Source organism: Alcaligenes sp. LTN-3 (assembly GCF_059735605.1).
Genome location: NZ_JCAPDN010000004.1, coordinates 170,363 through 191,565, shown reverse-complemented (window position 1 = coordinate 191,565; position 21,203 = coordinate 170,363). Strand labels below are relative to the sequence as shown.

The following is a 21,203-nucleotide window of genomic DNA, read 5'->3' as shown; positions in this document are numbered from 1 at the left end:
GAGTCTGCCTGCTTTTACAATACAAAGCAGCCGTACAAGCCCTTCTGCGCTTGCGGCTGCTTTGCGCCATGCCTCACACTAGCATCAGATTCCCTTCATCTTTCCCTGCCAGGCTGTGCATATGCGTATTCTCTTAATCGAAGACGATTCCTCGCTGGGCAGTTCCTTGCAGTCCTGGCTACATATGGACGGCTATGCTGTGGACTGGTTACAACGCGGCGATCAAGTTGCCACGGCCTTGGCAACCCATACCTATCAATGCATCCTGCTGGATCGGGGCCTGCCCGGCCTGGACGGCGATGCCGTTTTGCGTAGCTTGCGAGGAGCCGGTAGCCCTCATGCCCACGTTCCCGTCATTGTGATCACCGCCCGCGATACCTTGGCAGACCGAGTGCAGGGCCTGGATCTGGGAGCAGACGACTATCTGGTCAAGCCGTTTGACCTGGAAGAGCTATCCGCACGAGTACGCGCGGCCTTGCGTCGCAGCGCGGCACAGGCCAGCTCCGAATGGCGTCACGGCCCCGTCGCTATTGACCCGACAGCCAAGCGTGTCACATTGAACGATCAGCCTGTGGCTGTAACCGCACGCGAATTTGCTGTTCTGCAGGCCTTGATGCACCACCCCACCCATATTTTGAGCCGCGCTCAGCTTGAAGAAGCCCTCTATGGCTGGAGCGAGGAAGTGGAGAGCAACGCGATCGAAGTCCATATTTACAATCTGCGCAAGAAACTGGGCAGTGACTTCATTGTCACTGTACGCAATCAAGGCTATGTGCTGGCCCCCGCATGAAACATCTGCTCCGTAAACTGACGCGTACCCGCTCCAGCCCCAATGCTTCGGCATCACGCCCGCAAGGCTGGTCCCTACGGCGTCGTCTGCTGCTGACCGTAATGGGAACCAGTATTGGCCTGTGGCTGGTCAGCCTTTCCATTGTGGTCAGTGTCGCCTGGCACGCTACCGGTGATGTTCTTGATGACGCACTGGAAGAAGGTGCCCGTCTGGTCTTGATGCTGGACCCGCAGGAGACTTCGCCCGGATCCAATACAACGGGCACAGGCCTGAACCGTGACGAGGCGCTCAAACTGCGCATGTACTACCAGTTGGTCGCGGCAGATGGCCGTGTGCTGCTGCGCGGCGACGACACACCTGAAACGGCTTTTTTACCGCAGGCACACAGCAAGCAAACCACCACCGTCCGGGTCGATGATGAACTCTGGCGGGTTTACGTGCGCCCTGGGTCGGCAGGCGTGACCGCCCAGGTCGCCCAACCTATGGAAGAACGTCTGGAACTGCTGGAGGATATGGCAGAAAATCTAGCCTGGCCCGTGTTGGGACTGCTGGCGCTGCTGGGCCTGTCAAGCTGGTTCCTGATCCGACGCCTGATGCGTCCTTTGGAAGATACCGTCAAACGCATCAACGCCAAATCCCCCGATGACCTCACGCCCGTGCAGGGTGGCCATCCGCCCCGTGAACTGCAGGCCATGCTCGATGCCCTCAACACCTTGATGGCACGTCTATCCACAGCACTGGAAAGTGAGCGGCGCTTTACCGCCGATGCCGCCCACGAACTGCGTACCCCTTTGGCTGGGCTGCGCATGCGCGTTCAATTAATTGAACGCGAACTGCAACTACCTGATGCCCATCTACAGCAATTACGCGCTGATCTGGATCGCTGCACCGCCCTGGTAGAAAGTCTGCTCGCCCTGACAAGACTGGAACCACAGGCAGAACCTCTGAAACGTGAAACCGTAGACCTGAATCAAATCCTGGACAACCTTAGCCCATCCCTGCCCTCGGTGTCAGTGAACATGGAAAGAGCCTTGGCCGTGACAAGCTTGCAGGCTGCGCCGGTATTGTTAAGCAGCGCCTTACGCAACCTGATTGGCAATGCCATTCGCTACGGCGGCGCAGGCGTCCGGGTACAGATCGAAACGACACGCAGACACGATGGCGGTGTACGCCTTGCGGTCCGGGACAAGGGGCCTGGTGTTCCCCTCGAACAACGGGCCAGACTGGGAGAACGGTTTTTTCGCGTACTGGGCACCGGCCAAGCCGGCAACGGCCTGGGCTTGTCTATCGTGGCCCGCATCGCGGCCTTGCACGATGCCAAACTATCCTTTGAAGAAGGGCTGGACGGCCAGGGCCTGAGTGTCATACTGGATTTTCCACCCCGTTAAGAGTCTTAAGATTGCCTTCAGGTTCAGGAGTTCTACTAACACTATTCCGCAATCGGCGGAACATTGACCCGATAACCCGATACAGGAAACCCAATCATGCGATTCACTTTACCTACCCTCGCCGCCGTCCTTGCCCTGAGCGCCAGCGCTGCTATCGCACAACCCGCCAGCTACACCGGCCCAAACAATGCCCCCCAGGCGAGCAGCGCCGCTGGCTCTTATTCCGGCCCCAACAATGTGCCACTAATGACCGTCAAGCAGTTGCTGGAGACCGGCCGCGACGACCAAATCGCACGTTTACAAGGTCGTCTGGTCTCGTTTGAAGGCGATGAACGCTACATTTTTGAAGATGCCACCGGCCGTATAACCGTGGAGATCGACAACGAAGACTTCCCGGCTGGCCAGAGCATCAGTGCTGAGCAAAAAGTGGAACTGACTGGGGAATTCGACAAAGGCCTGCGCAAGACGGAGTTTGAAGTCGATCGCCTGAGTCTGCTGCCTTAAGCTTGCCTAGTCAGGTGTCCCAATGAAACTGGTGCCGGATGAGCTCAAACCAATTGGCTTATCCGGTAACAGGGTCCCAGTCAACCGTCACCGTGATAATGACCTATCCGCCTTTCAAGCACTTGCCAAAAGCCATCAACCGCATAAACCACCAAAGGCGAGACCGTCAATCCGGCGGTCGCTCAGAACGGCGAAGTCAATCTGCAAGCTGAGCAACAAAGCGAACAAGCCAATAAAAACATACCAAAACCATTGCTTTCGGCGCCGCCCACCCTGTGACAGCACCAGCACATGGAAAGTCAGTACGGCTGAAAATAACAGTGTCAAAAACATCTGCCCCCCTCATTCCAGCGTCTCAAGCAAGGAGCATCCCTGCAAACTCTGACTCTTCTGCTCAAGAGCAATCTTGAGTGCCACATCAATGTCCTGCTGCAAATCGGCAAGCGATTCCAAACCTACGGACAAGCGCAGCAGATTATCCCCAATCCCGCAGCTCATACGATCCTCTGGTGACCAACGCCCATGAGTCGTCGATGCTGGGTGCGTGACCATGCTGCGTGTGTCTCCAATATTGGTCGCGATTGAAATCAACTGCAAAGCATCCATACAAGCCCAAGCCTCTTTTTGGCTCATACCCACTTCAAAGCTGACTACCCCACCAAAACCGGCCTGCTGCGCGCAGGCAATTTCATGGCAGGGGTGCGACTCCAAGCCCGAGTAAAACACCGAACCTACCTTCGGATGCTTATCCAGCCAGCGCGCCATCGACAGTGTGTTGGCACTGATGCGCTGCATACGCAACTCAAGCGTCTCCAGGCTCTTGAGCAGTAACCATGCATTCATCGGACTCAAGCACGCTCCCTGCGAACGCAACACCGCCCGCAGCGGCTGCATCAATGTATCGACCCCACACACCACACCGGCAATGCACCGACCGTGACCATCCATATATTTACCGGCGGAATGCAATACCAGATCTGCGCCTTGTCGCAATGGCCGCTGCAAAATAGGGGTCAGCATGGTGCTGTCTACCAGCAGCAATGCCCCATGGGCATGAGCCATGCGTGACAGCCGGGCAATATCGGCGACATGCTGCATCGGATTCGCTGGGGTTTCCACAATAACCAGGCATGTATCACTGTCGATCGCCTTTTCCCAGGCATCGTAATCCAGCATGCCGACGACACGCACTTCAATGCCATAACGGGCAAAATGCTGGCGCAGCATGATCAGGGTCGTGCCAAACACATCACGTGCGCATACGATATTGCTACCACTCGCTGCAAACGCCATCACCACCGCTGACAGTGCCGCCATGCCGGATGCAAACGCCACCGCCGCTTCGGCCTCCTCCAGGAAGGCAACCCGCTGCTCGAACGTGTTGACTGTCGGATTGGTAAATCGACTATAGACATTGCCCGGTTCCGTCCCTCCAAAACGAGCGGCCGCCTCCCTCGCTGAGCTGAAAGAATAGGCAGACGTCAGCGCAAGCGGCTCACAAAAGCTGTCGGAAAAATCGGCATCCTGTCCAATCCTGAGCATTTGGGTAGCACGTTGGTCATTGAACATGATAGATATCTCAGCTGAATTCAGATTGAGTCCGTCGAAACACAACAGACGATAGAAAGAGTGAAGAAACACCAGCGATCGCAGTGAGCATTGCCAGGACCATCACCGTCGCCTGATAACTGCCCAGACGGTCATAGCCATAAGCACCTAATTGAGCGGATCCAAAAGCGCCTATCTGGTGAACCAGAAAAAGCATGCCAAATACCTGCCCCTTGACGGCGCCTCCATAGCGATCCAGACAAATCGCTGAGGTCAATATGACAGTTCCGAGATAACTGGCCCCAAATACGGCGGCAAACACGTAGGTCGTCACTATTCCGGAGGGAGCCAATAACAAAGTCATGGCTAGACAACGTAGTACGTAGAAAGCCGCCAGTAGTCGGTGCTGGGCAAAACGCACTGCCAACCAGCCAGCGGCCAAACCGCTAATCATTTCCAACACGCCAAACAGGCTCAGGCTCATCCCCATGCTGGAGCGGCTGACCCCGGCGTCCCGCCATAAAGGCACCAGATGCACGTCAATGAAGGCCATCGACGCTCCACATCCGAAGAAACCAAAGGCAAGGACATAAAAGCCAGGGTCACGCAACACGACAGGCCAGGTGCCAACGCGCTTCTCGGGGGCATTTCCAGCAGGCTCTTTCGCAGGCAAGGGTACACGCGCACCTAACCAGAACAGCACCGCCAAGGGCCCCAGAAACAGCAGACCGACCACAGAAAATACCTGCTGCCAGTCGAAATGGGCTTGCAACCACAACCAGAATGGGGAAAGAACAATGAATCCAATGGCCGTGCCATTGGTGATCAAGGCATAAGCAAAACTTTTATGTCTCTGGTCGAACAATCGATCAACCAATATCCCCATGGGCACAAACGTCATCGCCGCAAGAGAAAACGCGGCCAGCAGCCCATACAGGATGACAAAAAGCCAATATTGATGAGGCATGAGGCCAAGCAAAAGGAAGGCGGCTCCTCCAAGCACACTGCCGATCAATACGGTCCAAATAGGCCCAAAACGATCAGACAAGGCGCCGACCATCGGCGATACCAGCCCGGATACCAAAAGGAATACCCCGCCAACAAAACCAAAGTCTGATCGGCCGCGTTCAAAAGAGAGAGCCAGGTCATTGAAATAGACCTGGAAAACCCCTTTGAACGCGCTAGAGAGGAACATGGCCAAAAATCCCAACCCGACCAGAGAGCGGATCACATTCTTGTTTTGCATGAAGCAGCATCTACCCCAGTTTTTTAGTGGCGCACCCAATCAACTCAGACGAATGGTGCTGGGCTGGCAATACTCTCGATGCAGGTTGTCATACATATTCCAGAACAACTTGCAGGTATGGTCCACGGCCTCCAAGGCTTCTTTCTGCAATTTTTCAGTATTACAGAGCTCGGTCACCAAACTCAGCCCTTGCATGACATGGCCAACATCCTCTTCCTGGTGCACGGAAAAGAACAAAAGATCTTTTTCCTGCAAGCCGTAAACTTCTCCCAGCAAGGTGTGGCGCGCCTCCCCGGCCTTGGTCTCCAGGTTTTGGCCTTCGCTGGCAATCATGACGGCTGCCGCACCCACGTGGTAGCGCTGCGGATCCTCGACCGCTCTCAGTCGATAATCAATCAGCTCTTGCGTGGCGGGTAGCGGAGTTGCGGCGTCGCGCTCTTCATCACTAACTCCCAGGGCGCGAATAAAGTTCTGCATCAAAACGACGTGATTGTCTGTCTGGGAGAGGCGGCCCGTCTCTTCTTCATACACATTAACCAGCAAAGCCCGCTTGAATTTTGGGACCGGGCAATAGAAGAAAAGGTGCTCCACATAATGCAGAAAATGCTTGGTCAATTGATAACCTTGCAAAGCCACTTGCTTCAACAATTTCTTATTAGGCTGCTGCGTATTGAGCAATTCAATAAAGATAGGATGAGCCAAAGTAAGATGGCCATGCAATGTACTTTCAAGCTCATTTTTAAATTCTGACTTACTCAACATTTACAAGATCCTTTTTAAGAATTCCTAAATTCCCATGCGTTGGGCCAGCACTTCTATGGATTGCGACATGTAGTGACCCGCAAAAACCTGTCCGGCCACACGGGCATAGTCCGGTAAAATCCCCCAGGTCTGAAAACCATATCGAGTCCATAAACGATGTGCCCGAGACCCCTCGCGCACATCTAAAACAAACTGCTCGATGCCCAACTCCCGAGCTCGGCAGATCAAGGCTCGCAGCGCCTGTTTTGGCAAACCCTGTCCACGAAACCCCGGAGCCACGACAGCCTTGGCTAACTCGGCACTATGTCGGCAATTGGGCATGCCACTCAAATTCATCATCACAAAGAAAGCGGGCTGACCTGCATAGGTCGCATACAAGGCTTGCGTATCACCGTCTGCAACCCTGCGATTCAGAGCGTCCAGGAACATGTGCGCCTGCTCTCCCGAAAGCTCGGAGGCAAACCCCAGCGTGCCGTTATCAGCGACAGTCTTATTGATCAGCTCTAGCACCCCGGAGCCGGTTGATCCCATAAAAGCAGGATTCCAATGCAGCTCAATGACTCTTGATTCTTCCGCCACAAGGACAAATCCTTTCCATGTAAAAAGTTCTTGCTTAGCGTAGTTTTTCGACTGACCAAGCTCCAGACTGTTTCAGGACATAAATAGAAAAAAAACACCATTAAAGAAAAAGAATAAAAGGCGATAACATGAGTCAATCAAATCAATGATTCATCCGAATAAGCCATGAAGCGGATTTTCTTTGTAATCCTTCCCCAGATGCACATCCTGGATCTGGGAGGGCCCATGCAGATCTTTGCCTCTCTAACAGAGCTGGATATAGCCGACATAAAAATCCAGTGTGTGGGACCGGAGTCCCACATACAAAGCTACCAAGGGCTTTGTCTGAACGCGATCGCGCCCCTCCCGAAACGTCTGATCGAAGGAGATGTCATTGTCGTAGTCGGAAGCAAAATCCAGGCCGAACTCCCCGCTACCTCAGCCCAGCAAAAAGTGACGCGATGGCTCAGTGAGATCGGAGGGAGGCTGCCGCCGGGAGTCTTGATCGCCAGCGTGTGCACGGGTGCTATACAGCTGGCACAAGCAGGGCTGCTGGATGGCCGCCTCTGCACGACGCATCACAATCACCTCAAAATGCTGCAACAACTTGCGCCACAAGCGCGGGTTATCAACAAACGCATCCTTGTGCAGGATGGCCCGATCTACACCTCGGCTGGCGTTTCTGCGGGCATCGATCTGGCATTGCACTTGATCACTCAGTATTTCGGCAGCGCCATCAGCGCACGCATCGCGCGCGAAAATCTGATTCAATTTCGGCGTCTGGAAGCAGACCCGCAGTTAAGTGTCCATCTGAGCTATCGCAATCACCAGCACCCCTTGATTCATGCCGTGCAAGACTGGTTGGCACAGCAGACGACGGTCCAGACCCCGCTCAAGGAATCCTTATCAGCACAGTTTTCAGTCAGCTACAGGCATCTGAGCCGTCTGTTCATGAAAGAATGCGGCATCAGTCTGAAGCAATACCAACAAATCATGCGACTGGACCGATCGCGCCAATTATTTATGGATACCGACTGGTCTATTGAGCGAATTACCGAGCATTGCGGTTTCGCCAGCCTGCAATCATTTCGCGCCGCCTGGCGGCAACACGAAACACTGCCTCCGTCCAAATGGAGGGAGAAGCAAAGGCAACACTGTCCAGACCCGCGCTGATCTTGTTCTACCCCCAGTCAGCGATCATTTTGTTTTGTAGTGACGACACAGAATCGGCCTGAAAATGAATTATTAATTTCACCAATCCTGTAAAAAACACCCAACAAAAAGCCCCCGCACATTGCTGTGCGGGGGCTTTTGAATTCTGGCGGACAGAGGGGGATTCGAACCCCCGATACGCTATAAACGTATACACGCTTTCCAGGCGTGCGCCTTCAACCACTCGGCCACCTGTCCTACTTATTTTTTCTGGCCAAGCAATTTGAAGCTGCTAATGCCAAGTCCATAATAATAGCAGCACTTATCCTTATAAGGCAAGTGCTGAAATTTTTTTGGGCTAAGCCTTGTTGCTGAGTGGTTACTGACTGCTGAACCGTAGGATAAGCCTGGTCTCAATGTATCGTGAGTTCGGACTCTTGGCCTGCTTCTAAAGAGACGATTGATACTGCTCGGCAGACTTAATCAAACGACCATCGGCATTTGCCTCAAGGCCACAGTCAAGGTGATAGGGTCAGCAAAACGGTAGGCTCAAATTCACAGGCTTGAAGGCATGCTCTTTGCAGTATCTGGCCGCCAGACCGAACAGCAATACCTGACTTATTCCGAGTCCGGCGGATACGCCCCACCGACGGCTCGCAGCAAGGCTTCCCAATGATCGCGTTGGCGTGCCAGAACACGCAGATCGGCACCTAGCAAGCGCACATCGGTAAACTCGAACGGCTCTACATCGTCCAGCCCGGCCAGCTCGGTAATATCGGCCACGCCTCGTCCCTGCCCCAGAATCTTGGGGGCCAGGTACATCAGCAATTGGTCAACCACACCTGCATCAATCAAGGCACCAGAAAGACGCGCCCCTGCTTCTGCGTGGACTTCGTTGATCTGCTGATCTGTCATCCAGTCCAGAACGGCGCGCACATCCACCTGACCTTCGTGCAAAGGCATGGGAATGACTTGTGCATTGCGATCTGCCAACTCGGCTTCGCGTTCGGGATCCCGACGATGGCTAAATACCCAGCAAGGCGAGCCATCCAGCAAGGCAGCATTGGGGGTCAGACGCAAATGCGTGTCCAGCACGGCTTTGATGGGTGGACGTGGCGTAGAAACCGCCCGTACATTCATTAGCGGATTGTCCGCGTTAACCGTACCTATGCCCGTCAACACGACACAACTGCGAGCGCGCCAATGATGACCATCGTCACGCGCCTGCGGCCCGGTAATCCATTGAGAGCTGCCATCGGGCAAGGCACTGCGGCCATCCAGCGAGGCGGCCATTTTCATCCACAACCAGGGGCGTCCACGTGTCATGCGGGCAAAGAAACCAGCGTTGATCGCCAGCGCCTGCTCGACGCACAAAGGGCCATCTACCGTAATTCCCGCCTGACGCAGGCGCGAAACACCATTGCCTGCCACCAAGGGGTTGGGGTCGTACATGGAAAAGACGACTCGCCCGGCACCTGCTTTAATCAGGGCGTCGGCACAGGGAGGCGTACGCCCGTGGTGACTGCAAGGCTCCAGGGTGACGTAGAAAGTAGCCCCGGCCACATTGACGCCGCGCTCTTTGGCTTGGCGCAAGGCCATCACTTCAGCGTGAGGCCCACCCGCCTGCTGCGTGGAACCTGAAGCCAGCAATTGGCCATCGCGCACAATCAGGCAGGCGACTCGTGGATTGGGAGCACTGATATACAGGGATTTTTCGGCCAGCTCCAGGGCTTGCCGCATCCAGATGACGTCTTCTTGCTCGACCATCGCCTTAGCCGCGGTCGGGATCGTTCATTTCGTCGATCGCCTGTACGAACTCGCGGATGTCCTTGAAGCTCTTGTAGACCGAGGCAAAGCGCACATAGGCCACCTGATCCAATTGCTTGAGCTCGGCCATGACCAGCTCGCCTATGGTCTCGGAAGAGACTTCGCGCTCGCCAGTCAGTTGAAGTTTTTCTTCGATGCGCTGCACAGCGGCATCGACCTGAGCCATGGGGATAGAGCGCTTGCGCAGTGCAACACCCATGCTCGCCCGCAGACGTGCGGGATCAAAATCCATACGAGTGCCATTGCGCTTGGCCACGACGGGCAGGCTCAGCTCAGCACGCTCGTAAGTCGTGAAGCGCCGTTCACAGGCCGAGCATTTGCGACGTCGCCGTATGGCGTCGCCTTCTTCGGTGATTCGAGAGTCGATCACCTGGGTATCGGCATGGTGGCAGAACGGACACTTCATTCAAGATCGCGGGCCTTGCGGCCCGCTCCGGCTGGATTACTTGGAGGAGTAAACGGGCAACTTGGCAGTCAGCTCGTGTACACGGCGACGAACGTCCGCCAAAACGGCTTCGTCGTGAGGGTTGTCCAGTACATCAGCAATCAGATGCGCCGTCAATTCCGCTTCGGCTTCCTTGAAACCGCGAGTGGTCATGGCAGGCGTACCCAAACGCACACCGCTGGTGACAAAGGGCTTTTCAGGGTCGTTAGGAATGGCGTTCTTGTTGACCGTGATGTGAGCCTTGCCCAGCGCTTCTTCGGCCACCTTACCCGTGATGCCCTTGGGACGCAGGTCCACCAGCATCACGTGACTTTCTGTGCGACCGGACACGATACGCAGACCACGCTCAACCAGAGTGCGGGCCAGCACGTCGGCGTTCTTTACGACCTGAGCGGCATAATCCTTGAACTCAGGAGCCAAGGCTTCTTTAAAAGCAACGGCCTTACCGGCGATCACGTGAATCAGTGGGCCACCTTGGATACCGGGGAAAATAGCCGAATTGACGGCCTTTTCGTGCTCGGCCTTCATCATAATGACGCCACCACGAGGACCGCGCAGGGACTTGTGAGTCGTAGAAGTCACGAAGTCAGCGTAAGGCACAGGGTTGGGGTAAGCACCACCAGCCACCAGACCAGCGTAGTGAGCAATGTCCACCATGAACAAGGCGCCGTTCTCATGAGCAATACGAGCCATGCGTTCAAAGTCGATGCGCAGGGCGTAAGCCGAAGCACCACCGACGATCAGCTTGGGCTTGTGCTCTTTGGCCAGACGCTCCAACTCGTCGTAGTCCAGCTCTTCGTTCTCGTCCAGACCGTAGGACACGAAGTTGTACAGCTTGCCCGAGGCATTCACGGGGGAACCGTGGGTCAAGTGACCGCCTTCAGCCAGGCTCATGCCCAGAACGGTATCACCGGGCTTGAGTACAGCCATGTACACGCCCTGGTTGGCTTGCGAACCGGAGTTGGGCTGCACATTGGCCGCTTCAGCACCAAACAGCTCTTTCAGACGGTCGATAGCCAATTGCTCGACCACATCCACGAACTCGCAACCGCCGTAGTAGCGCTTGCCAGGATAACCTTCCGCGTATTTGTTGGTCAGTTGTGTGCCCTGGGCCTGCATCACGGCGGGGCTGGTGTAGTTTTCCGAGGCGATCAGCTCGATGTGCTGCTCCTGGCGCACATCTTCGCTTTGGATCGCAGCCCAAAGATCGGGATCAACTTTGTCAAGAGTCGCAGAACGGTCAAACATGAGGGTTCCTAAGGATAAAGTAGGTAGCAAACTAAGAAAGCAATATTTTAGCGCGGAAGCGCATCAAACCACCCAGACAAACGTCTCCGGTGGCAGAAACCCCAAAAAATGCGGAAATAAGTAAGGCGGCAGCGGGCGGACTCAAAAGAATATGAAAAAAACTCAAATAGTCCGCCCAGGGCAATCAGGGCTGCTGAATCAAACGGGGATTCACGGTATATAGGCCGGTCAGGGATGCACGGCCCAGAATATGGCCTTCCATGGCGCGCAACACATCCTGACCCGTAAAGCGCCCTTCCAAAGGAAGCTCGGCGATATCCAGGGCATAGACCGTAAAGACATAACGGTGCGGCAAGGCATCGTTCCACGGCGGGCACGGGCCATCGTAGCCAAAGTAATCACCGTTCATGTCGCGGTCGCTGGCAAACCAATTGGTAAAGTCATTGACGCCCTGGCGCGTATCGTCCAGAGCCAGTGGGCCGGCTTTACCACGTGGCGTGATGCCCTTGGAATAAGAGCCTTCTGCCAGGCTACGCAGCTCGGGCGAGACGTTAATCAAGACCCAATGAAAGAAATCCACCCGAGGCAAATCCGCCGGTACCTCACGCCCGTCCTGATTCACATCGTCCGGCTTACTAGGGACATCGGGGTCGTGGCAAATAACCACGAAAGATTGGGTCTGCTCGGGAACATCGGACCATTCCAAATGCGGATTGGCGTTACCGGCCAAGGCGACTCTCGATTGTGCGTCGTAACGGCAAAATGCCAGACGCTCGGGAATCACGCTCTGATCTTGAAAAGAATCACTACGCAGTTTCATTGCAGACCTCCACAATCAATCAGCCGGTCAAAGTGACTCGCGCAAACTTGCGCTTGCCCACTTGCAGCACATAGCTGCCCGGCTCCAGTTGTAAACCTTTATCGTCCACACGTTCGCCATTGATGCGCACGCCGCCCTGCTCCACGTTGCGCTGGGCCTCGCTACCGGAAGCAACCAGACCCGCTTCGCGCAAGACACGCAGCAAGGCCAATTCACCGGCCACGGTCACCTCGGGCATATCTTCGGGCATTTCGCCACGGCGGAAACGGGCATCGAACGTTTCCAGTGCCTGCGCGGCTGCTTGGGCGCTATGGAAACGTGTGACGATCTCCTGTGCCAGCTCCACTTTGACTTCACGTGGGTTACGGCCTTCTTCGATCTGCTTTTGCAGACCGGCAATATCTTCCAGACTACGGAAAGACAACAGCTCGAAGTAACGCCACATCAAGGTGTCGGAGATGGACATCAATTTGCCGAACATGGAATCCGGCGTTTCACTGATACCAATGTAATTGCCTTTGGATTTGGACATTTTTTCTACGCCGTCCAAACCCACCAGCAATGGCATGGTCAAAATACATTGCTGTTCCTGACCATATTCTTTTTGCAATTCACGACCAACCAGCAAATTGAATTTCTGATCGGTGCCGCCCAATTCAACATCGGCTTTCAATTGAACGGAGTCGTAGCCCTGCAATAAGGGGTACAAAAACTCGTGCACCGAAATAGGTTGATTCGCTTTAAAGCGTTTGGTGAAGTCATCACGCTCCATCATGCGGGCTACGGTATAACGCGAGGCCAACTGAATCATGCCGCGCGAACCGAGCTTATCGCACCATTCCGAGTTATAGCGAACTTCGGTACGGGCCGGGTCCAGAACCAGTGCAGCCTGATCGTAATAGGTCTTGGCGTTGGCAATAACCTGTTCCGGCGTCAAAGGCGGGCGAGTCGTGTTGCGCCCGCTAGGATCGCCAATGGTCGAGGTGAAATCACCAATCAAAAAAATGACGGTATGCCCCAAATCCTGCAGTTGGCGCATCTTGTTGAGCACCACCGTGTGCCCCAGGTGAATGTCAGGAGCCGTGGGGTCCAGCCCCAGCTTGATACGCAAGGGTTGCCCCGTTGCATGGCTGCGCGCCAGTTTGCGAGCAAACTCGGATTCGACGAGCAATTCGTCGCAGCCGCGTTTAACGATGGCTAAATCAGCCAGGACTTCTGGAGAAAGGGGCTCTGAGGGGGATGACATAACAAATCTGGTGACAAACTAATGAGTAAAAATGCTCGAAAAATTAAGCCTAATGCGCTAGGATAGCCTGCTATTGCGAGACGTGCTTAATAAATGAGCAAGGTTTCGTAAACAAACCATTTTATCATTCCCGCGCAGGTCAGATTGCCAGGGCAGGAATGTTCTGTCCGCCCAGTACAACTGACCTCCGCTTGCCAGCCAAGCGGACAGTAAACCGTACATCCAACAAGGTTCTGGTTTTATGTTCAGCAAAGGGAAACGCTCCTGCTCCCACCTCGACATCCACCAGCCTCGGTTCGCCCGAGCCCTAGTTATCCGCACCGGTTTAATCGCGCTTGCCCTTGGCTCCTTTGTCGCTGCGGGTGCGCTTGCCGTGGTCATGCCCAGCAGCCCGGAACCCCAGATTTACCAAGCCCGCACTGCCTTGACCCTGCCTTCGGAGCTGACGGTGCTACAGGCTCAGGACCAGCAAGCCTACATTACTGAAACCCGTATCCGCCGCGGCGACACCTTGTCCGCCCTGCTCCAGCGCATGGAAGTCAGTGAAGAAGGGCTATTGCAATTTCTGACGCATGATAAAAAGGCGCGTTCGATCTACAAGCTGTACCCAGGTCGAGCCATACAAGCCGCACTGGATGCCAACGGCAATTTGCAGTGGCTGCGCTACCGTCATACCCCCTATTCCGAGCAATCCGGCCAAGGCCAAGCCCGCTGGCTGGAAGTGCGCCCTGATGGCAATAACGGCTTTATCGCCCAGGAACAGAGCGATCTGGCCCAAACCCGAGTACGAGTGGCCCAGGCCACCATCAACAGCTCGCTGTTTGGCGCCAGTGATCAGGCCGGTATCCCCGACAACATCACCCTGCAAATGGCGGATGTGATGGGCAGCAAAATCGACTTTCTGAAAGACCTGCGCAAAGGCGACAGCTTCCGCGTGGTCTACGAATCCTACGGCCATGAAGGCCAGGACGTAGGTTCAGGCCGCTTGCTGGCAGTGGAGTTCAATAATCAGGGCAAAACCCATGAAGCTGCTTGGTTCCAGCCCGAAAACGGCTCTGGTGGCTATTACGATTTCAGCGGCCAAAGCCTCAAAGGTGCTTTTCTGCGTACGGCCTTGAAGTTCACCCGTATCAGCTCGACTTTTGGTGGTCGCCGCCATCCGGTGCATGGCGGCTGGCGTAACCACAAAGGCGTAGACTATGCAGCACCCTCTGGCACCCCCATCCATGCCACGGCAGATGGCACAGTGGAATTCATAGGTCGCCAGAACGGTTACGGCAACACCATCATTCTTAAGCATCACGGTCAGTTCACCACGCTGTACGCCCACCAAAGTCGCTTTGCCGCTGGTCTGCGCAAAGGAGACCGCGTAGAACAGGGTCAACTGATTGGGTATGTTGGCTCGACCGGCTGGGCAACAGGTCCGCACCTACATTACGAATTCCGAATTGCCCAAAAAGCCGTTGACCCTCTGTCGGTAGACCTGCCAGTAGCCCGCGTCCTGGATGCGCCGCAGCGCAAACAGTTCCAGCAGACCCTGGCTTCCTACCAGAGCAACTTTGCCTTGCTGCACACAGATGCTGAACCCGTACAGCTGGCCAGCCGCTAAACCATGCAAGCCCCCCTGTTTATCGGACTGATGTCCGGTACCAGCATGGACGGTGTGGATGCCGTACTGGCATCCTTCGGTCCGCAGGGGGCGCAAGTACACCAAACCCATAGCCTGCCCATGCCAGCCGCTCTGCGAGACGAGCTGCTGGCTTTGCAGCATCCCGGGCACAATGAACTGGCCCGCGCCAGTGTTGCCGCCCTGCAGTTGACAGAGCTCTACGCCCAGGCTTGCCAGCCCTGGACCCAAGGCCCAGAGAAAGATCTGATCCGGGCGATTGGTGTACACGGGCAAACTATCCGCCATGCGCCCGACCAGGGCTACACCCTGCAATTGAATGCCCCTGCCCTGCTGGCCGAGCGCTGCGGAATAGATGTGATTGCAGATTTCCGCAGCCGAGATATTGCTGCTGGCGGCCAAGGCGCACCCTTGGTGCCTATTGTTCATGAGGCGCTGTTCCGTCACGAACACGGGCGCGTCATTCTGAATCTGGGCGGGATTGCGAATATTTCCCTGCTACTGCCTGGCTGTGATGTTTTTGGTTTTGATACTGGTCCGGCGAATATGCTGCTGGATGCCTGGGTGAACAAACATCAAGGCCAGTCCTACGACAAAGACGGGCAATGGGCCAATAGCGCCGCCTCTGACCCTGCCTTGCTTGCCAGCCTGCTGAGCGAACCCTGGTTTGCTTTGCCTGCGCCTAAATCAACAGGCCGTGATCTATTTAACTTGGGATGGCTGCAGGAGCATCTGGATCGTATTGATCCGAAAGGCGAGCTTCAGCCTGCTGTGGTGCAATCCACTCTGATGGATCTGACCGTACACAGCGTTGCGCAGGCCATTCAGCCTTACTCAGATCATATTCAGGACTTGATTGTGTGCGGCGGTGGCGCAGCCAACCCCGCCATGCTGAAACGCCTGGGCGATCTGGTGGCGATACCAATCCGTTCCAGCGCGGAACTGGGCATGGATCCGCAATCCATCGAAGCACTGGCCTTTGCCTGGCTGGCCTACGCGCATATCGAGCGTATTCCTGCCGGACTGCCCGCTGTAACAGGCGCACGGCGCGCGACGGTTCTGGGTGCCTGCTATCCGGCTTAACAGTAAAGAATATTGGCGAACCACAGCCGGGCGTGCCTCTGTTACGATCAGCGTCCCGACTGATTATGGACAGCTACCGCTTAATCCCTAGGGCAATTGAGCATATCACGTGAACCGCAATCAGACTTCACGAGACCTCTTCTCGTTCGCCGGTCGCCCGAGCCAGGCGAAAGAACGACACCCTAACATTGGGCGTATAAAAAACCCTCTAGATCAAGGAGTAGCTCTGATCAAAAAACTGTGCTATCCCTATAAGCAATTCTCCGTTATACCAGCGCTTTCTCATCCAAGATTTTGTCCCTATGGCATCCAACGATACAGCTTTCTCCAGTTAAACCCGCTGCTCGTCGCAACTGCGGTGACCTTTTTGCCCACTGCAACCGAATAAAAGTCGTGTATCCTGAGTCTGAATAACGCTGATAACATGCTTATTGGCCCTTTATGGGCGTCTACGACTATGATGCTGCATTAATCGTTACGTTAGCAAAACCGGCTTCAGCCAGACTTGCCGGCAGCACGGAGCTTGTCTCATTGATAGACCGGTTGCAAACTTAGCGCAATTTGCATACTATAAGTAACATTGCGTTCGATTCTAAGGAATGGATTTATGGTGTTTTCAGGAAAATTGCGGGCAATAGATTTGTTTTGTGGCTGTGGCGGCATTTCAGTCGGACTACAACAGGCCGGCTTCGAAATCGTGGCGGGAATTGATGTGGAAAAGAAATATATTGCTAGCTTTGAGCACAATTTTCCAGATGCAAAAGCACTGCTTACAGATATTACCGCTGTTTCGCCGAACGACTTTATGGTTGAGGTGGGAATCTCACCAGGCGAACTCGACTTGTTAGCGGGGGGACCTCCCTGTCAAGGTTTCTCGAAGAATGTACCCCGTCGCAACCGTTTTTTGGAAGACCCAAAAAATCTGCTAGTTAAATCATTTTTGGACTATTGCGAAACACTACAACCAAAAATGGTCCTCATGGAAAACGTGGCAGAAATGAAAAATGGTTTTGAAGAGGCGTACTCCCAAGAGATTATTTCGCGTTTAGAGGATGAAGGATACACGGTTACAACGGCCATACTGAACGCCGCAGACTACGGCGTGCCGCAACGTCGAAAACGAGCTTTCTTTATGGCGAACCGATTTGACATCAAGCTTTCACCGCCTCCCCCAACTAATTACCCCCGCACGAAATCTGATGATACCACCCATGATCTTTTTGCCCAAAAAAAACACATATCGGTTTGGGAAGCCATAGGAGACTTACCTAGTGTCAGGCACGGTGAGGGCGAGGCTCTAACCAAGTACGCCTCACTACCTCAAAACGAATATCAAAAAAGAATGCGAGGAACACTCACCGCAACAACAAACCATGTAGCTAGACGTTTAGCCAGTCTTCAGTATGAGCGTCTTGCGTCGATTCAGCCAGGCCAGGGCTTGAAAGATCTACCAAAACACTTGCAAACCAAAGGCGGTTATAGTGGAGCTTACGGTAGGCTCACAAAGGACATGATCGCACCTACGATTACACGCTGGGTGTTTCACCCTGGGTCGGGTAGATGGGGGCATCCCGTCGACATACGGACATTGACTATTCGGGAGATTGCACGCATACAAAGCTTCCCAGATCACTATAAATTTATAGGCAGTTATACCGATCAAGCGGGACAACTTGGGAACGCTGTACCTCCTTTACTGGCCACATTAGTGGCGAACCATATGCAAAATCAAGTAGCCTCAGTTAGAAACGATGTTAGGGCATCCCAGCATACTTTATCTTTAGCAAGTCTGAATGCTATGGCATGACCATCAGCTGAAAAGTTTATCTCTCCGGGCGCTGTAGGGATCGTGACATCCGGCCACCATTCCTTTTCACCTGGAAAGTGAAGTTGGTTTTCACCGAGACCATGCCAAGCGAAGCTTTTCCTACCCGTACGTAGATTAGTTCCTGTAAACGAGGGTAGCTGCTCTTTAACTGCACTTACTTTCTGATCAGTCCAATGCCAAGTATATTCATCCTTATTGAATACCCAAGGTTCGGCCGCAACGCAAATTGATCTTTCAAAATAAATTGCGCCACCATCTGGAAACATAATAAGCCGTGCATAGCCTATCTCTTTCAAATCATAGCGTGCAAGGCTATGAGCCGCATGCCTATTACAAAACTCGATGATAGCGTCGCCAAGGACTTTTGCCTCGGCTCGCCCAGCTTTTGAAGCCTCTATAAGTGATGGAGCATTCGGTACTTTAGCTCGCTTCCAAGTCAATGGCGTCGAATTTTTAGTTGACTTGACTTGCCACCCCACACTCCCCCTAATGCACACATCTACGTAGTCATACGTTGGCAGCTGAATACCACCGCGAACGAGAGCTATTATTTTTTCCATTATATCTCCAGGGACCGTATCACCCTGGAAATGGGGGATTCGCGCGTACGCCTGCAAATATTTAGCTATTTGCTCTAATTGTTCTTCTGTAGAAAAAATAGTCATCCCTCAAAAACCTCATTGAAAAGTTCAGTGACAGGCACCCCTAGAGCAAATGCGATCTGCTCCACTATCTCAATAGTAGGGTTTCGAACTCCTCTCTCAACGCCGCTGATATAGGTACGATGAAGGTCAGACTTTTCTGAAAGACTTTCCTGCGACCATCCTTTCCCCACACGTATGCGCCGCACATTTTCACCCACGGTTTTTCTGATACTCATTTTTATATTTTCTGGGGCTGTTACCTATTCGTCTACAGCTGATAAGTCACACACGATGGAGAGCACTAGGGCAAAAGTGATACTTCAGCATTTAATTAACAGTCTTGCTAACTCCCTCTTTAAGGCAAACGGGAGCGGTCTCTAACCAGACTCACTCGTGAAGCGATAACCCAAAACTCTATACAGAACTGAATATTAAACTGCCCTACTGATACCCCACCTAGATGCTACTCGCAACGACATCAGTATTAAAGGGCACTACAACGCAGAGAAAGTATGGCAGCAATTTCAAACAACTTTCTTCAAGACAACAGGACAATCCAAAAACAGCGCATCATTCATCCACTCCATAGCACCCAAGACGGCTCTTTTACAACAAAATAAGCTTTATGGTCACCATGCCTCTAGGTATCCACCCCCCCATAAACTCCACGATGCTGTGGACACATAGAACAGCCTGGCTTGTGCTACGATTTTTAGTCAAATGCACTACTCACCATACAAAATACGGAATGAATATTACCTCCCCCAAAAGCTCCAGCAGGGACGTATCCATTAACCATTCCCAATAAAATCACAACTTCCAAAAAAACCAGCGGCCTTGTGAATTACCCTGCATTTCGAGGAGGAAATTTGATGAAAGTACGGCGTACATCGGCTAAGAATTAGCACAGAGATAGACCTGTTGCCCCCCCTAGGCACACCGGCTTCGATCAATGCAGGCATTTACTTACCCAACTCACGGCCGAACTCCGCCTAAGCGAAAAATGTTGACTAACATCAAAACCTCATTGGCACAGCGCAGCTCCTTGCTCTCTCGCTCCAGCACCTCCATCAATTCGCTGGTGATTATGCCACCTCAATGTCGATACAACTGAACTCGACCCAGCCCAACAGCACCACCGGCATCCAACCGAACTTTGGCGAAACAGACCTAACGACAACACACACCACCAAGCCCTACGCCAAAACACATTTACAGGAAACTCATTTTACTGGCTCATAATGACCCCATCATCCAAAAGGTCGGGGCCTCCTCAATCAGCGCCAGCCTTGCCTTCTTACATCGTGAAGGACGAGCCGCAGCCACAAGTGGTTGTCGCATTAGGATTACGGATAACGAACTGAGCACCATCCAGGTCGTCTTTGTAATCAATTTCTGCGCCCACCAAGTATTGGAAGCTCATGGCGTCAACCAGTAATTGCACGCCGTCTTTATCAATAATGGTGTCGTCGTCGTTAACCAGCTCATCAAAGGTGAAGCCGTACTGGAAGCCGGAACAGCCGCCACCTTGCACGAAGACGCGCAGCTTCAGTTCGGGGCTGCCTTCTTCAATCAGAAGCTCACGGACCTTCTCAACCGCTGAATCGGTAAAAATCAGTGGGGAAGGAGGGGCTTGCAGATCAACGGATTCGGTAAGAGTGCTCATGTGGTTCTCCTGCCGGCCCCCGCCGGCATGAATAATTATCATGTGATCGCCTTGCACATGACCACCCGCGGGTAAGGTGATTAGTCTGGCGGGGCGATTTTTTCCTGGCGAGAAGCACGGATAACGCTTCCTTCCAGGACGTTCAGCGTCAAGGCGGTGGGTTCAAATCCTGGCGGCAAAGCCAGCCAACCCATAGCGCGCTGAAACTGGTTGAAGTTTAAAACCAAAGGATCGATCTGTTCTACAGACGACTCTGTCAGTACCGAGTCCGGCCCGGAACTGGGTGATAAATCGATTTTAACGTTTTTTCCGTCTTGCCGCCCAGTCAGCTGAAACTGCAGGCGACCTGAAAAAGTCTTTCCTTCTGGGGCGTTACGCTGCAGCAACACCTTGTACTCCAGCAAATCACCCCTTTGGACAACATCCATAGCCCGAACAGTAACAGAACCACTGGGACCGGGCGGGAGCAACTGCTCGTAAAAGGCCAACTGCTCACGTGTCTGCGCCAGCTCAGCCTGAGTAGACGACAAGGACTTTTCCAGCCCCTTACGTGTACTCTCTTCCAGCACCAATTGCCCGCGCAGCACCTCAAACTCGGTTTGGATCTGCTGCAGGGATTGCTGACTACGCGCCAGATTCTGCATCGCCAGCTGAATTTGTTCGGACTGGTCACCAGCTTGAGTCAGACTGCGGTAAAGCCACAGCCCACCGCCGCCCAGAAGCACTCCCAGTAAAACGGCCAGCCCAATCGTCACCACCCCACCCCGCGAACGGGGAGGAGCGAGTGTATGAGAATGGGTTTGCGGTGATTCAGCCATAAA

General features: G+C 53.8%; 21 protein-coding genes and 1 tRNA gene. 7 read left to right on the top strand and 15 right to left on the bottom strand.

Features of this window, described 5'->3' with window-relative positions:
• The first annotated feature begins 121 nt into the window (after positions 1 to 121).
• The 3 genes from AC6I6N_RS17345 to AC6I6N_RS17335 all read left to right on the top strand — a co-directional run bounded on the left by AC6I6N_RS17345 (position 122) and on the right by AC6I6N_RS17335 (position 2,682).
• Positions 122 to 790, top strand: a complete 669-nt coding sequence (locus AC6I6N_RS17345) for a response regulator transcription factor (RefSeq protein ID WP_094197695.1) — start codon at positions 122 to 124, stop codon at positions 788 to 790.
• Positions 787 to 2,178, top strand: a complete 1,392-nt coding sequence (locus AC6I6N_RS17340) for an ATP-binding protein (protein ID WP_321268789.1) — start codon at positions 787 to 789, stop codon at positions 2,176 to 2,178. Before AC6I6N_RS17345 ends, AC6I6N_RS17340 begins: the two co-directional genes overlap by 4 nt.
• 96 nt (positions 2,179 to 2,274) lie before the next feature.
• Positions 2,275 to 2,682 (top strand): NirD/YgiW/YdeI family stress tolerance protein, encoded by a 408-nt coding sequence (locus AC6I6N_RS17335; protein ID WP_321268787.1) that lies wholly within the window; start codon positions 2,275 to 2,277, stop codon positions 2,680 to 2,682.
• A 135-nt stretch (positions 2,683 to 2,817) separates the two neighbouring features.
• Here AC6I6N_RS17335 and AC6I6N_RS17330 read toward each other — a convergent pair whose 3' ends face one another.
• The 5 genes from AC6I6N_RS17330 to AC6I6N_RS17310 all read right to left on the bottom strand — a co-directional run bounded on the left by AC6I6N_RS17330 (position 2,818) and on the right by AC6I6N_RS17310 (position 6,769).
• Positions 2,818 to 3,009, bottom strand: a complete 192-nt coding sequence (locus tag AC6I6N_RS17330; protein ID WP_321268785.1) for a hypothetical protein — start codon at positions 3,007 to 3,009, stop codon at positions 2,818 to 2,820.
• Between the two features lie 15 nt (positions 3,010 to 3,024).
• Positions 3,025 to 4,251 (bottom strand): aminotransferase class I/II-fold pyridoxal phosphate-dependent enzyme, encoded by a 1,227-nt coding sequence (locus AC6I6N_RS17325; RefSeq protein WP_321268783.1) that lies wholly within the window; start codon positions 4,249 to 4,251, stop codon positions 3,025 to 3,027.
• Between the two features lie 10 nt (positions 4,252 to 4,261).
• Positions 4,262 to 5,476, bottom strand: coding sequence for an MFS transporter (locus AC6I6N_RS17320; protein WP_123050209.1), 1,215 nt, complete (start codon positions 5,474 to 5,476; stop codon positions 4,262 to 4,264).
• A gap of 39 nt (positions 5,477 to 5,515) precedes the next feature.
• Positions 5,516 to 6,178: an iron-containing redox enzyme family protein gene (locus AC6I6N_RS17315; protein ID WP_406611533.1), complete on the bottom strand. Its 663-nt coding sequence runs from the start codon at positions 6,176 to 6,178 to the stop codon at positions 5,516 to 5,518.
• Positions 6,179 to 6,262: 84 nt separating this feature from the next.
• Positions 6,263 to 6,769 carry a GNAT family N-acetyltransferase gene (locus tag AC6I6N_RS17310; RefSeq protein WP_094197701.1) on the bottom strand — a complete coding sequence of 169 codons (507 nt, stop codon included), beginning with the start codon at positions 6,767 to 6,769 and terminating at the stop codon, positions 6,263 to 6,265.
• Positions 6,770 to 6,982: 213 nt separating this feature from the next.
• Here AC6I6N_RS17310 and AC6I6N_RS17305 point away from each other — a divergent pair, with 213 nt between their 5' ends.
• A complete protein-coding gene (locus AC6I6N_RS17305) occupies positions 6,983 to 7,969 on the top strand; it encodes a GlxA family transcriptional regulator (RefSeq protein ID WP_321268779.1) in 987 nt (328 codons plus the stop codon).
• A gap of 146 nt (positions 7,970 to 8,115) precedes the next feature.
• Here AC6I6N_RS17305 and AC6I6N_RS17300 read toward each other — a convergent pair.
• The 6 genes from AC6I6N_RS17300 to tyrS form a co-directional block, all read right to left on the bottom strand.
• Positions 8,116 to 8,206, bottom strand: a tRNA-Ser gene (locus tag AC6I6N_RS17300).
• A 360-nt stretch (positions 8,207 to 8,566) separates the two neighbouring features.
• Complete coding sequence (gene ribD / locus AC6I6N_RS17295) at positions 8,567 to 9,715, bottom strand: bifunctional diaminohydroxyphosphoribosylaminopyrimidine deaminase/5-amino-6-(5-phosphoribosylamino)uracil reductase RibD (RefSeq protein ID WP_108728560.1); 1,149 nt, start codon at positions 9,713 to 9,715, stop codon at positions 8,567 to 8,569.
• Between the two features lie 4 nt (positions 9,716 to 9,719).
• The gene (gene nrdR / locus AC6I6N_RS17290; protein WP_094197704.1) at positions 9,720 to 10,181 is read right to left on the bottom strand and encodes a transcriptional regulator NrdR; all 462 of its coding nucleotides are present in this window, start codon (positions 10,179 to 10,181) and stop codon (positions 9,720 to 9,722) included.
• A 36-nt stretch (positions 10,182 to 10,217) separates the two neighbouring features.
• Positions 10,218 to 11,468 (bottom strand): serine hydroxymethyltransferase, encoded by a 1,251-nt coding sequence (gene glyA, locus AC6I6N_RS17285; RefSeq protein ID WP_094197705.1) that lies wholly within the window; start codon positions 11,466 to 11,468, stop codon positions 10,218 to 10,220.
• A gap of 184 nt (positions 11,469 to 11,652) precedes the next feature.
• On the bottom strand, positions 11,653 to 12,288 hold the full coding sequence (locus AC6I6N_RS17280; RefSeq protein WP_094197706.1) for a YbhB/YbcL family Raf kinase inhibitor-like protein: 636 nt from the start codon (positions 12,286 to 12,288) through the stop codon (positions 11,653 to 11,655).
• 19 nt (positions 12,289 to 12,307) lie between these two features.
• Positions 12,308 to 13,534, bottom strand: coding sequence for a tyrosine--tRNA ligase (gene tyrS / locus AC6I6N_RS17275; RefSeq protein WP_063689900.1), 1,227 nt, complete (start codon positions 13,532 to 13,534; stop codon positions 12,308 to 12,310).
• A gap of 379 nt (positions 13,535 to 13,913) precedes the next feature.
• Here tyrS and AC6I6N_RS17270 point away from each other — a divergent pair, with 379 nt between their 5' ends.
• The 3 genes from AC6I6N_RS17270 (at position 13,914) to AC6I6N_RS17260 (ending at position 18,051) form a co-directional block, all read left to right on the top strand.
• The gene (locus tag AC6I6N_RS17270; RefSeq protein WP_497943691.1) at positions 13,914 to 15,143 is read left to right on the top strand and encodes a M23 family metallopeptidase; all 1,230 of its coding nucleotides are present in this window, start codon (positions 13,914 to 13,916) and stop codon (positions 15,141 to 15,143) included.
• Between the two features lie 3 nt (positions 15,144 to 15,146).
• Positions 15,147 to 16,244: an anhydro-N-acetylmuramic acid kinase gene (locus AC6I6N_RS17265; protein WP_321268769.1), complete on the top strand. Its 1,098-nt coding sequence runs from the start codon at positions 15,147 to 15,149 to the stop codon at positions 16,242 to 16,244.
• 607 nt (positions 16,245 to 16,851) lie between these two features.
• The gene (locus tag AC6I6N_RS17260) at positions 16,852 to 18,051 is read left to right on the top strand and encodes a DNA (cytosine-5-)-methyltransferase (RefSeq protein WP_321268767.1); all 1,200 of its coding nucleotides are present in this window, start codon (positions 16,852 to 16,854) and stop codon (positions 18,049 to 18,051) included.
• Here AC6I6N_RS17260 and AC6I6N_RS17255 read toward each other — a convergent pair.
• The 4 genes from AC6I6N_RS17255 to AC6I6N_RS17240 all read right to left on the bottom strand — a co-directional run bounded on the left by AC6I6N_RS17255 (position 17,973) and on the right by AC6I6N_RS17240 (position 21,200).
• A complete protein-coding gene (locus AC6I6N_RS17255) occupies positions 17,973 to 18,737 on the bottom strand; it encodes a hypothetical protein (RefSeq protein WP_321268765.1) in 765 nt (254 codons plus the stop codon). The two genes, AC6I6N_RS17260 and AC6I6N_RS17255, sit on opposite strands and share 79 nt — an antisense overlap.
• Positions 18,734 to 18,952, bottom strand: coding sequence for a helix-turn-helix domain-containing protein (locus AC6I6N_RS17250; RefSeq protein ID WP_321268764.1), 219 nt, complete (start codon positions 18,950 to 18,952; stop codon positions 18,734 to 18,736). The genes AC6I6N_RS17255 and AC6I6N_RS17250 overlap by 4 nt, the downstream gene beginning before the upstream one ends.
• A 1,061-nt stretch (positions 18,953 to 20,013) precedes the next feature.
• Entirely contained in the window at positions 20,014 to 20,382 is a 369-nt protein-coding gene (erpA, locus tag AC6I6N_RS17245; protein ID WP_003801826.1) for an iron-sulfur cluster insertion protein ErpA, read from the bottom strand.
• 80 nt (positions 20,383 to 20,462) lie between these two features.
• Positions 20,463 to 21,200, bottom strand: a complete 738-nt coding sequence (locus tag AC6I6N_RS17240) for a DUF6776 family protein (RefSeq protein WP_249460202.1) — start codon at positions 21,198 to 21,200, stop codon at positions 20,463 to 20,465.
• Positions 21,201 to 21,203: the final 3 nt, after the last annotated feature.

Coding starts and splice junctions, on each gene's coding strand:
- AC6I6N_RS17345 (WP_094197695.1), top strand. CDS start 122: ATGCGTATTCTCTTAATCGAAGACGATTCCTCGCTGGGCAGTTCCTTG.
- AC6I6N_RS17340 (WP_321268789.1), top strand. CDS start 787: ATGAAACATCTGCTCCGTAAACTGACGCGTACCCGCTCCAGCCCCAAT.
- AC6I6N_RS17335 (WP_321268787.1), top strand. CDS start 2,275: ATGCGATTCACTTTACCTACCCTCGCCGCCGTCCTTGCCCTGAGCGCC.
- AC6I6N_RS17325 (WP_321268783.1), bottom strand. CDS start 4,251: ATGTTCAATGACCAACGTGCTACCCAAATGCTCAGGATTGGACAGGAT.
- AC6I6N_RS17320 (WP_123050209.1), bottom strand. CDS start 5,476: ATGCAAAACAAGAATGTGATCCGCTCTCTGGTCGGGTTGGGATTTTTG.
- AC6I6N_RS17310 (WP_094197701.1), bottom strand. CDS start 6,769: ATGGGATCAACCGGCTCCGGGGTGCTAGAGCTGATCAATAAGACTGTC.
- AC6I6N_RS17305 (WP_321268779.1), top strand. CDS start 6,983: ATGAAGCGGATTTTCTTTGTAATCCTTCCCCAGATGCACATCCTGGAT.
- ribD (WP_108728560.1), bottom strand. CDS start 9,715: ATGGTCGAGCAAGAAGACGTCATCTGGATGCGGCAAGCCCTGGAGCTG.
- nrdR (WP_094197704.1), bottom strand. CDS start 10,181: ATGAAGTGTCCGTTCTGCCACCATGCCGATACCCAGGTGATCGACTCT.
- glyA (WP_094197705.1), bottom strand. CDS start 11,468: ATGTTTGACCGTTCTGCGACTCTTGACAAAGTTGATCCCGATCTTTGG.
- AC6I6N_RS17280 (WP_094197706.1), bottom strand. CDS start 12,288: ATGAAACTGCGTAGTGATTCTTTTCAAGATCAGAGCGTGATTCCCGAG.
- tyrS (WP_063689900.1), bottom strand. CDS start 13,534: ATGTCATCCCCCTCAGAGCCCCTTTCTCCAGAAGTCCTGGCTGATTTA.
- AC6I6N_RS17270 (WP_497943691.1), top strand. CDS start 13,914: ATGCCCAGCAGCCCGGAACCCCAGATTTACCAAGCCCGCACTGCCTTG.
- AC6I6N_RS17265 (WP_321268769.1), top strand. CDS start 15,147: ATGCAAGCCCCCCTGTTTATCGGACTGATGTCCGGTACCAGCATGGAC.
- AC6I6N_RS17260 (WP_321268767.1), top strand. CDS start 16,852: ATGGTGTTTTCAGGAAAATTGCGGGCAATAGATTTGTTTTGTGGCTGT.
- AC6I6N_RS17255 (WP_321268765.1), bottom strand. CDS start 18,737: ATGACTATTTTTTCTACAGAAGAACAATTAGAGCAAATAGCTAAATAT.
- AC6I6N_RS17250 (WP_321268764.1), bottom strand. CDS start 18,952: ATGAGTATCAGAAAAACCGTGGGTGAAAATGTGCGGCGCATACGTGTG.
- erpA (WP_003801826.1), bottom strand. CDS start 20,382: ATGAGCACTCTTACCGAATCCGTTGATCTGCAAGCCCCTCCTTCCCCA.
- AC6I6N_RS17240 (WP_249460202.1), bottom strand. CDS start 21,200: ATGGCTGAATCACCGCAAACCCATTCTCATACACTCGCTCCTCCCCGT.